The following is a 10,469-nucleotide window of genomic DNA, read 5'->3' as shown; positions in this document are numbered from 1 at the left end:
GATTTTTCATACGGGACATCCCTGTCCCGATGAAAAACGGCGCGCATCCCTGCGCGCCGCCCTCCGGGTCTTCAATTGCCATCGAAAGGCCGAGGCGACGCACAGCAACGGCAACAGCAACGATTACGGTAATCGTGTGGCTGCGATGGCTTAGGGTAGGAGCGACGCGAGTCGCGACCGCGCTGTTGCGGTCTCGCTTCGCTGACGGCCGAAGGCTCCGGCAACTTCCTGTAGGAGCGGCGCAAGCCGCGACCAACCGAAGCGATGTACGTAGGCGTTATCCCCGAAACCCGGACAATCGGTGCGGTTATCGCCGCATGCCAAGCACTTCGCTTCGGCCACGGAGTGGTATCTCCCCGCTTCGGTCAGTCGCGGCTTACGCCGCTCCTACAGGGGCCCGCCGCCCCGCTCAAGCGAACGGCGACACCCCATAGAACCGCTCCAAATGCGCGGCCACCGCGGGCATCTGCTCGCGCAGCAGGGCGGGGTCGCTGAAGTGGTACTCGGTGGCGACGGCGAAGAATTCTTCGGGCGCTTCGGCGGCGTAAGGGTCGATGGCGGTGTCGCGGCCAGCGTCGACGTCGGCGACGAACGCGTCGTAGGCCTGCTGGAAATCGCGCGCCCATTCGCGTTGCCACGGGCGCGGCAGGGGCGGGGTGCCGTCGAGCAGGTCGTCGAGCAGATCGAGCTTGTGCGCCATCTCGTGCGCGGCCACGCAGAAGCCGGCGCGCGGTTCCTCGCAGTCGGCCAGCACGTCGGCCCAGGACAGGATCAAGGGGCCGGCCTCCCAGGACTCGCCGATCAATTCGTCCTGCCATTCGTGCAGCACGCCGGCCGCATCGGTGTGGCTGCGGTTCACCCGGAACGCATCGGGGTAGACGATCAACTGCGACCAGCCGCGCAGGCCCTCTCGGCCGAACTCGAGCAAGGGCAGGCAGCACAAGGCGGCGAGCAGGCAACGCTGGTGCGCGCCGAGTTCGAGCTCGCCGATCGGGCTGATGGTTTTTTCGTGCAGGAAACGCGCCGCCAGCTCGCGCAGGCGTTGCTGGCGCTGCGGGTCGAGCGCGCGCGCCCACGGCAAGGCGGCGACGGCGTCGCGCCACAAGGCGTCATCGATCAGGGGCGGGCGCCGCAGACGGCGCAACAGGTCGAACAAAGGCGGTGCCGTCAGCGGATCAGCGGAACATGCCCGGCAGGAAGTTGTGCCAACGCGGCGACTGCAGGCGGTTGTTGCCTTCGGCGTCGCTGTGCACGCTCGGCTTGGCCTTGGTGTCGCGCGCGGTCGGCGGCGCGGCGCTGCGGCTGCTCGGGCGGGCCGCCGCGTCCTTGCGCGATGCGCTGCTTTCGGGGCAGGCATCGTTCGGGCTGAGCTTGTTGACTTCGCGTGCACCGACGTCCGCGACGGCCAAGGTCGCACTGGCGAGGGCGAACAGCAGGCACAGACAGATCCGTAACATGGCGGAATCCTTGATCGGCCCGGCCGGAATCCGGCGTCGAGCGATTTCCCGACTATAGCGCGAAACCCGCGGCCTGGGCCGCCTCCGGTCGCGCAAGATCGATGCTGCGCCGCAACAGGCGCCCGCGCCGGTTTGCCGCAGACTGCCGCCATGGCGATCGCCCATCCTCCGCTGACCGCGCCGGCCCTGCGCCGGGCCTTGATCGCGGGGGCGCGCCGGGTCATCGCCGGGCGCGATCTGCTCAACCGGATCAACGTGTTCCCGGTCGCCGACGGCGACACCGGCAACAACCTCGCGCATACCCTGGGCAGTCTGCTGAATGGGGCGCTGAGCCGGCGCAGCCGCCATATCGGCGAGCTGCTGTTGCGGATCGGCGACGACGCCATCGACGGCGCGCGCGGCAACTCCGGGGCGATCCTGGCCCAGTTCCTGCACGGGGTGGCCGAGTACGCCCGCAGCCGGCCCGAGCTCGACGCCGCGACCCTCGCCGCCGCGGTCCGCCACGGCGCGGTCAATGCCCGGGCCGCACTGGCGCATCCGGTCGAGGGCACCATTCTCAGCGTCATCAATGCCTTCGCCGACGCCCTCGACGAAGCCGCCCTGGCCAGCCGCGACGGCGACCCGCGCCCGGGTTTCGCCGCCGCGCTGATCCAAGCCCGCAACGCGCTGGCGCGCACGCCGCAGCAGATGGCGCTGCTGCAGAAGGCTGGCGTGGTCGATGCGGGCGCCAAGGGTTTCGTCGATCTGCTCGAAGGCATCGCCGAATTCGTCGACGGCGGCCCGCGCGCGCTGCGCGTGCATGCCGGCGTCAGCGCGGCCAACGAAGCCTGCGCCGGACACGGGGAAGCGCTGGCACCGGTGCACGATGCGGTCGACCCACAGCGGCGCTGGTGCAGCGAATGCCTGGTGATCGGCAGCGGCATCGAACGCGGCCGGCTGCTGGCCGCGCTCGAAGCGGTCGGCGCCGATTCGCTGGTCCTGGCCGGCGGCGAGGCGCGCATGCGCGTGCATGCCCACGTCGGCGCGCCGCAGCGTTTGTTCGATGCCTGCGCGGCGTTCGGCGCGGTCGAGGCCATGAAGGCCGACGACATGCTGCAACAGCAACGCAGCGTCGAACGGGTGCAGCGGGTGGCGGTGGTGACCGACAGCGCCGCCGATCTGCCCGAGGCCCTGGCCGAACGCTACGGCCTGCACGTGGTGCCGGTGCGGGTGTCGATCGACGGCCGCGACTATCTCGACAAGATCGGCCTGGCCACCGCCGAGTTCTACCGGCGCATGGCCGGCAGCGCCGACTTGCCGCGCACCAGCCAGCCGCCGCCGGGCGATTTCCGCCGCGCCTTCGAGTTCCTGCTGGGGCACCGCACCGAGGTTCTGTACGTCGGCCTGTCGCGCGCGGTCTCCGGCACCCTGCAGTCGGGCGAACAGGCCGCGGCGCGTGCCGATGCGCGCCGGGTGCAGGTGTTCGACAGTTTCAATGCCGCCGGCGGCCAGGCCTTGCTGGCCTGGCGTGCGGCCGAGTTGGCCGCCGACGGGGCCGAGCTGGCGGCGATCGTGGCCGAACTCGAACGCCTGCGGCCGCTGACCCGGACCTGGGCGATGGCGCGGGATATCTCGCACGCGGTGCGCGGCGGGCGGATTCCGCCCTGGGCCGGGCCGCTGGTGCGTTACACCGGCCTGACCCCGGTCGCGAAGATGAAGCCGGAGGGGCGGCTGAGCGTCAGCGGCGGCTTGTTCGCCAAGAAGGACGCGCCCGAGGCCTTTGCCCGCCATCTGACGCGGCGCCTGCCGGACGAGCAGCGCTGGCGCGCGATCGTCGGCCATTGCGATGCCCTGGGCGACGGCGAGCGTCTGCTCGAAGCCCTGCGCCGCCGCCTCGACCTGGAACAGGCCTGGTTGGTCGAGACCGGGCCGGCGTTGGGCGCCCATGCCGGGCGCGGGGCGTTGCTGGTGTCGGTGCAGCCGGCGCCGGGCTGAGGCCGCGGCCCAACGGTTACGCGGCAAGCGCGAAAGGGCGCGGTCGCGGCTCGCGCCGCTCCTACCCCTAGCCGACGCCGTTCAGAGGCAGGAACGGCGCAAGCCGCAGCTCGATCCCCGGCAGCCCCGCGAAGGCTCATGTCCGCGACCGTCGCCGCGCAAAGGTGTATCCGCCGGCACGGCGCTCGAATCCGTATCGGCTCTCGTAGCGGCTCGCGCATAATTCGCCCATGTCGCTCGCCGCCCTCCCGCCGCCCCTGTCCGCCGCCATCGCGGTGGCGCCGTTGTCGGTGGTGTTGTTGCTGGCGGCGTACGCGATCGGTTCCCTGTCGGGCAGCCTGCTGCTGGGCCGCTTGCGCGGCGTCGATATCCGCCAGCAGGGCAGCGGCAACGCCGGCGGCACCAATGCCTTCCGTACCCAGGGCCTGCGCTTCGCCGCGGTCGTGGTCTTCATCGATATCGGCAAGGGCGCGCTGGCGACCTGGCTGGCGCTGCGCTTCGCGCCGGTCGGCGACGACTTGTCGGTGACCGCGCACGGTTACCTCGCTGCGTTCGCTGCCGTGCTGGGCCATGTCTGGCCGATCTGGCACGGGTTCCGCGGCGGCAAGGGCGCGGCCACCCTGGTCGGCGCGCTGATGGTGCTGTGGCCGTTCGCGGTGCCGCTGCTGTTGCTGGTCTGGGCGGTGGTGCTGATCGCCAGCGGTTATGTCGGCCTGGCCACGGTGATCGCGGCGCTGTGCCTGCCGCTGCTCGCCTGGTTCGGCGATGCCGGCCTGCCGCGGCAATGCTTCGCGATCGCCGCCGCACTGTTGGTCGTGTTCACCCACCGCGGCAATCTGGCGCGTCTGCGCGCCGGTACCGAATCGCGCTTCGCCGGCGCGCGTCTGCTGCACCGTTGGCGCCGGAGCTGATGGACGACCGCGCGCTGTTGCAGCACTTGATCGCAGGCCCCGCCACCGGCGACGCGCTCGCCAGCGCCGCCGGGCAGACCCGCGCGGCGGTGTGGAAGCGCATCGAAGCCTTGCGCGAAGCGGGCGTAGCGATCGAAGCCAAGCCCGGGCGCGGTTATGCGTTGTCGCAGCCGCTGGATCTGCTCGATGCCGAGGCGATCGCCGCGGCCCTGTCGGCGCCGACGCGGGTGCGGTTGGCCGCGCTCGAAGTGGCCTGGAGCATCGATTCGACCAACAGCGAACTGCTGCGCCGGCCGACCCCGGCGCAAGGCGTCGCGGTGTTGCTGGCCGAACGCCAGACCGGCGGCCGCGGGCGCCGCGGCCGGGTCTGGGCCTCGCCATTGGCCGCGCATCTGTATCTCTCGTTGTCGCGTTCGTTCGGCGGGGGCCTGGCGCGCCTCGGCGGGCTGAGCCTGGTCGCCGGCATCGCCGCGGCCGAGGCCCTGCAAGGCCTCGGCTATGCCGCGGTGCGGCTGAAATGGCCGAACGACCTGGTCGTGCTCGACGGCGCCGGCCTGCGCAAGCTCGGCGGCCTGCTGATCGAAGGCGGCGGCGAATACGCCGGGCCGGCGCGCGCGGTGATCGGGCTCGGGCTCAACGTGCGCATGCCGGCTGCCGTCGCAGCGTCGATCGACCAGCCCTGGAGCGACCTGTCCGGCCTTGCCGGCGGGCGCGCGGTGGCGCGCGACACGGTCGCTGCGGCCTTGCTGGAGCGTTTGCTGCCGGCACTGGACGAATTCGACGCCGCCGGGTTGGCGCCGTTCCTCGACCGTTACGCCGCGTTCGATGCATTGGCCGGGCAGGCGATCAGCGTGCACGGTGCCGACGCGACGCATCAGGGTATCGCCCTCGGCCTGGCCGACGACGGCGCCCTGCGCGTGCGCCTGGACGATGGCGAGGAACGTCGTTTCCATGCCGGCGAAGTCAGCGTGCGGCGCGCGCAAGGAGCATCGCGTTGAGCGCCTGGTTATTCGATCTCGGCAACACCCGGCTCAAGTGCGCGCCGCTCGGCGCCGACGGCCGCCCCGGCGACGCCGTGGCGCTGCCGCATCGCGAGGAAGACGTCGCCGCCGCACTCGCCGAGGCCTTGCCGGCGGAGCGGATCGAGGCTGCCTATCTGGCCAGCGTGGCGCATCCGGCCTTGCGCCTGGCGGTGCTCGAAGCATTGACCGTGCATTGCCGGCGGATCTCGATCGCGCGCACCCAAGCGAGTTTCCGCTCGCCGCAGGGTTTCGCCGCGGCGCGCTCCGATACGGTGCGTATCGCCTATGCCGAACCGCGCAAGCTCGGCGCCGACCGTTTCCTGGCCTTGCTCGGCGCGCACGCGCAAGGCGAGGGCGCGGCCTTGATCTGCGGCGTCGGCACTGCGCTCACCATCGATCTGCTCGACGCCGACGGCCTGCACCACGGCGGCCTGATCGCGCCGTCGCCGACCCTGATGCGCGAGGCCTTGCATGCGCGCGCGCCGCAATTGCCCGAACACGGCGGCGAGACGCTCGATTTCGCCGCCGACACCGAAGATGCCCTGGCCTCGGGTTGTGACGGCGCGGCATTGGCCCTGATCGAACGCAGCCTGGCCTCGGCGACCGCGAAACTCGGCCAGCGGCCGCGTCTGCTGTTGCACGGCGGCGGCGCCGATGCGCTGGCCGCCGCTCTGCCGTCGCCGACCCTGGCCCCGACGCTGGTCCTGCAAGGACTCGCGATCTGGGCCGGCATCGAAACTTCCCCCTGACCCCAGGCGATAGAATCCGCGCATGCTCGTCCGTGCCCTCATCGTTCTGCTGATCGCGCTCAACATCGGCGTCGCCGCCTGGTGGGTCGCGCGTCCCGTCCCGGCCGCCGCGGCCGAGGAGACACTGCCGCTCGGCGTGGCCCGTCTGCAACTGGCCGGCGAATCCAAGCTGGCCGAGTCCAAGGCCGTAGCGCAAGCCGGGGCGACTGCGCCGTCGGCGCCGGCCGCCGCCTTGGTGGACAGCGCCGGCAAGCTGCCGGCGACGAGCGCGCGCCAGCCCGATGCCGATCAGACCGAAGCGGCCAAGGCGGAGGCAGCGGCGGCGAAGCTCGATGCTGCGAGCGGCGCGCCGCCGGCCGCACTGCCGCCGCCTACCGCCGCCGCGACGCCAGTGCCGCCACCGGCCGAAGTGGCGAAAGCGCAGTGCTTCAGCATCGGCCCCTTCGCCGATGCCGCGGCCGCCGACGCGGCACGGGCGAAGTTGCAACCGCTCGCGCAGAAGCTGGCGACGCGCGCTCAGGCCGGCACCTCGAATCCTTCGCGCGGTTGGCGGGTGTATCTGCCGCCGGCCGCGAGCGCGGAGGCCGCGCAAGCGACCGCGCAGCGCATTCGCGCCGCCGGTTTCAGCGATCTGTTCGTGATGGGCGGCGGTGGCGCCGACGCCAACGGCATCGCCCTCGGCCGCTTCCGCAGCGAGGAGTCGGCGCGCAAGCGTGCCTCTTCGCTCAGCGAAGCCGGTTTCCCGGCGCGGGTCGAAGCGCTCGGCGAGACCGCCTCGGCGACCTGGATCGATGCCGCCACCACCACCTCGAACGGCGATGCCTTGCGCCGCGCCGCCGGTGCGCAGCGTTGGCGCACTGTGTCCTGCGGCACCCTCGGCTGAGTGCGCTGTCCGTGGGAGGCGGGGGCGCGTAGAATGCGCCTGCCGTCGCCGTATCGAACCCTGGGTCCCGATCCGCACGACGCGTCGTCACGTACCTTGCCGCTTTAGCTCAGTTGGTAGAGCACTCGCCTTGTAAGCGAGCGGTCGTCCGTTCGATTCGGACAAGCGGCACCACGTAAATCCGAATAAAGACAACCGCCCGGCCAAGTGAGCTCAAGAAAAGATAGCCGCCCGGCCAATCCATCCAACGGCGCGAATCGTTCCGGCTTCCGTCAGAACACTGCCCTGGCTGTCCTGTCTCCGCCACAGCGCAGGCGAGCAGGCGCCAACGCACTGCGTCCCACGGCTACCTTCCGAACGGCGTGATTGCGGTGTCGGCCCCAGAGCATCGTGAACTGCGGCAGGGGCCGAGCGCGCTCGCCCCAACCCGCAACACCCGTGCTGCAGCGCAACGCCCTAGCGCCGCTCAACAGCCCGCCCCCAGCCCCGCATCCGCCCTGAGCTAGAATGCCGGCATCGTCGGCGGCCGCAGCGCAACGCGCGGCCCTGTTGCGGCGATCGCGCGATGCCGCGGGCATCGTCTGCGTTCACTATCGATATCCCTCGTGCGTCGCAACGCCGGCGCAGGGAAGAGGAATTCACATGAGTCGTACTTATCCTCCGGTGTCCTTGCTCGGTGCGCCGACCGACGTCGGTGCCGGCCATCGCGGCGCGCGCCTGGGGCCGGAAGCGCTGCGCATCGCCGGTCTCGGCGAAGCTCTCGCCGCGCGCGGCGTCGACGTGGTCGATCGCGGCAACCTCGACGGCCCGCGCAATCCCTGGCAAAAGCCGGTCGAAGGCTATCGCCATCTGCCCGAGGTGGTGGCCTGGAATCGTCTGGTGATGGATGCGGTCGGCGCGGAACTGCGCGAGGGGCGCATGCCGATTCTGCTCGGCGGCGATCACTGCCTCGGCCTGGGTTCGATCACCGCGGTCGCGCAGCACTGCCGCGAGACCGGCAAGCAATTGCGCGTGCTCTGGCTCGATGCGCACGCCGACTTCAACACCAGCCAGGTCACGCCGTCGGGCAACATCCACGGCATGCCGGTGTCGTGCCTGTGCGGCCTCGGCCCGGAAGCCCTGACCCATCTCGGCGGTTCCTCGCCGGCGATGCGCCCCAACGAGATCCGCCAGATCGGCATCCGCTCGGTCGATCGCGGCGAGAAGCAGTTGATCCAGCAGCACGGGCTCGATGTCTACGACATGCGCTACATCGACGAGATCGGCATGAAGCGGGTGATGGAGGAGGCGCTCGAAGGCGTCGACGAAAATACCCATCTGCATGTCAGCTTCGACGTCGACTTCCTCGACCCGAGCATCGCCCCGGGCGTCGGCACCACGGTGCCGGGCGGTCCGAACTATCGCGAAGCGCAGTTGGTGATGGAGATGATCGCCGACAGCGGCCGCCTGGCTTCGCTCGACATCGTCGAACTCAATCCGATCCTCGACAAGCGCAACCGCACCGCCAAGCTCGCGGTCGACCTGGTCGAGAGCCTGTTCGGCAAATCGACCTTGATGCGCGAATGACGCGACCGTCGCCGCGGCGATGAATCGCGGCTGACGGCTCCACCGCGGGACAGGCGCAGGACGCCTTGTTTCATGGAATTCCGGGCCGGCGCTGCACGCCGGCTTCACATTCGCTCGCGTCTCATGCCAATCAGGACGCGACTGCGTGCGCGGCCCGATCTGGTATCCGTAACCGACCAAGGAGTTCTTATGAAGCGTTTGACTGCCCTGTTGCTGCTGGCCCTGTTCTCGATGGGCACCCTGACTGCTTGCAACACCGTGGCCGGTGCCGGCAAGGACGTGAAGAAGGCCGGTGAGAAGGTCGAGCAGAAGGCCGAAGAGGTCCGCGACGGCAAATAAGCCGTAGGACCCGACGAGATGCAAAGAAAAGGCCGGAGCGATCCGGCCTTTTCTGCGTCTGGGGTTTGGCATCCGCTGCGGCGCCGACGCATTCATCGCTGCCACGTCTTCTCGATGTCGGCAAAAGCGTGCAGCGCAACCGTGCAAGCGCAACCGCGCGCACAGAAATGGAATGAAGGGTTCATGCTGTTCACCGACATCAAGCCTCGGCTAACGCAATCGTGACCTCATCGGAACGTCTGCGCTGCGAATCTGTTTCGGCGATATCGGCAAGCTAACGACGTGTTGCGAAGTGCGTGCGTCGTGCCGAATCCGAATCCCCCAACGAAGGAGTGTTATCGATGAACAAAGACATCATTGCCGGCAAGTGGACCCAGATCAAAGGCAAGGCCCAGGCCAAGTGGGGCGATCTGACCGACGACGTGTTCGATATCGCCGAAGGCAACTCCGAATACCTCGCAGGCAAGTTGCAGGAACGCTACGGTTGGGAACGCGACCGCGCCGAAAAGGAAGTGAAGGAATTCGGCAAGACGCTGAACTGAGCGATGCGCCACGGCGTCTGATCATCGGCGCGCATCGATAGCGCAGCGCAGCGTCATCGACGAGGAACAACGGGCCGGAGCTTTCCGGCCCGTTTTTTTGTGCGCGCTACGGTGACGGGCCGGTTGCCGCGATCACCAGCCGCGCGGCGGCGGATCGGCGACGAAACCGTTAGGGAAAGCGCGCGGTTCGTTATCGCGATACGGCGCGCGATAACGCGGGACGATGCCGCGCGCGACCAGATTGCGGTAATCGTCGTAGCGGAACTGGATGACCTGGGCCGGCGAACGCGACGCGCGCACGAAGTCGGTCTGCGAGACCGGCGACCATTCGCGCGCGCCGTGGCCGGTGCCGATGGACTGCGCGGCGGCGCTGTCGGCGGCGGCTTCGCGCGCCTTGCCCGCTGCCGAGGCGGTGGCGGCCGGCGCGGCGGCGCCGTTGGAGGCGCGGCGTTCGGCCTCGGCCATGCCCTCGGCGCGGCCATACGGCGGCTGCGGGTAGGGATAGGGATAAGGATACGGACGCGGCGGTTCGCGATAGATCTGACGTTCCTCGAACACCGCCACGCCGATCACGCCGACGTTGTCGGGGCGTCCGGTGCGCGCGGCGTAACTGTCGGGCAGGTCGGTGAAGACGAACTGGGCGACATCGTCGAGCGATTTGCGCCAGCCGTTGATCTCGGTCGATTGCCAGGCATCGAGCACGTAGCCGGCCTGCGAGGGGTTGGCGGTCTGGCCGCTGACCGCATTGACGCCGTCGACCGAGAGTACGACCAGCACGCGTTGGCCGCTGGTGTTGGTCAGGCGCACCGAGTAGCGGTGGCCGGGCGTGCCGGCGATCCACTGCTGGCCGCGGTGCGGATAGGCCGGCAGCCAGTCGCCGCTGTCGCGGTCGATCACCGCGAGGTCGACCAGCGGACGGCCGTAGGCCGGAGTGCAGGCGGTGGCGGTCAACACGGCACCGGCGAGCAGGGCGAGGGTGCGGAACATGGCGGTGTCTCCTGGGTGGTCGTGCATGCAAACGCACCG

11 protein-coding genes and 1 tRNA gene are annotated in these 10,469 nt (G+C 69.9%); 9 read left to right on the top strand and 3 right to left on the bottom strand.

Going from position 1 to position 10,469, the window contains the following annotated elements; all coding sequences use genetic code 11:
- Positions 1–409: 409 nt before the first annotated feature.
- Both ACTJJK_RS11460 and ACTJJK_RS11455 read right to left on the bottom strand, forming a co-directional pair.
- Entirely contained in the window at positions 410–1,156 is a 747-nt protein-coding gene (locus ACTJJK_RS11460) for a zinc-dependent peptidase (protein WP_440730247.1), read from the bottom strand.
- 19 nt (positions 1,157–1,175) lie between these two features.
- The gene (locus tag ACTJJK_RS11455; protein ID WP_440730246.1) at positions 1,176–1,457 is read right to left on the bottom strand and encodes a hypothetical protein; all 282 of its coding nucleotides are present in this window, start codon (positions 1,455–1,457) and stop codon (positions 1,176–1,178) included.
- Positions 1,458–1,607: 150 nt separating this feature from the next.
- Here ACTJJK_RS11455 and ACTJJK_RS11450 point away from each other — a divergent pair, with 150 nt between their 5' ends.
- From ACTJJK_RS11450 to ACTJJK_RS11410, 9 genes are all read left to right on the top strand, one after another.
- The gene (locus ACTJJK_RS11450; RefSeq protein ID WP_440730245.1) at positions 1,608–3,431 is read left to right on the top strand and encodes a DegV family protein; all 1,824 of its coding nucleotides are present in this window, start codon (positions 1,608–1,610) and stop codon (positions 3,429–3,431) included.
- A gap of 230 nt (positions 3,432–3,661) precedes the next feature.
- Positions 3,662–4,342 (top strand): glycerol-3-phosphate 1-O-acyltransferase PlsY, encoded by a 681-nt coding sequence (plsY, locus tag ACTJJK_RS11445; RefSeq protein ID WP_051885127.1) that lies wholly within the window; start codon positions 3,662–3,664, stop codon positions 4,340–4,342.
- Positions 4,342–5,340 (top strand): bifunctional biotin--[acetyl-CoA-carboxylase] ligase/biotin operon repressor BirA, encoded by a 999-nt coding sequence (birA, locus tag ACTJJK_RS11440; RefSeq protein WP_440730244.1) that lies wholly within the window; start codon positions 4,342–4,344, stop codon positions 5,338–5,340. Before plsY ends, birA begins: the two co-directional genes overlap by 1 nt.
- Positions 5,337–6,113 (top strand): type III pantothenate kinase, encoded by a 777-nt coding sequence (locus ACTJJK_RS11435; protein ID WP_440730243.1) that lies wholly within the window; start codon positions 5,337–5,339, stop codon positions 6,111–6,113. Before birA ends, ACTJJK_RS11435 begins: the two co-directional genes overlap by 4 nt.
- Positions 6,114–6,135: 22 nt before the next feature.
- The gene (locus tag ACTJJK_RS11430) at positions 6,136–6,996 is read left to right on the top strand and encodes an SPOR domain-containing protein (RefSeq protein ID WP_031372694.1); all 861 of its coding nucleotides are present in this window, start codon (positions 6,136–6,138) and stop codon (positions 6,994–6,996) included.
- Positions 6,997–7,094: 98 nt separating this feature from the next.
- Positions 7,095–7,170 (top strand) — tRNA-Thr (locus tag ACTJJK_RS11425).
- Positions 7,171–7,638: 468 nt separating this feature from the next.
- Positions 7,639–8,562, top strand: coding sequence for an arginase (rocF, locus tag ACTJJK_RS11420; protein WP_440730242.1), 924 nt, complete (start codon positions 7,639–7,641; stop codon positions 8,560–8,562).
- 189 nt (positions 8,563–8,751) lie between these two features.
- Positions 8,752–8,901 (top strand): entericidin A/B family lipoprotein, encoded by a 150-nt coding sequence (locus ACTJJK_RS11415; RefSeq protein WP_031372696.1) that lies wholly within the window; start codon positions 8,752–8,754, stop codon positions 8,899–8,901.
- 341 nt (positions 8,902–9,242) lie between these two features.
- Positions 9,243–9,443 carry a CsbD family protein gene (locus ACTJJK_RS11410; protein WP_031372697.1) on the top strand — a complete coding sequence of 67 codons (201 nt, stop codon included), beginning with the start codon at positions 9,243–9,245 and terminating at the stop codon, positions 9,441–9,443.
- A 132-nt stretch (positions 9,444–9,575) separates the two neighbouring features.
- Here the strand turns inward: ACTJJK_RS11410 and ACTJJK_RS11405 are convergent, their stop codons facing one another.
- Entirely contained in the window at positions 9,576–10,430 is an 855-nt protein-coding gene (locus ACTJJK_RS11405; protein ID WP_440730241.1) for a hypothetical protein, read from the bottom strand.
- Between the last annotated feature and the right edge of the window lie 39 nt (positions 10,431–10,469).

This window comes from Lysobacter sp. 22409 (assembly GCF_052045105.1).
Classification (GTDB): Bacteria; Pseudomonadota; Gammaproteobacteria; order Xanthomonadales; family Xanthomonadaceae; genus Lysobacter; species Lysobacter antibioticus_B.
This window is presented reverse-complemented; position numbering and strand designations above follow the sequence as displayed.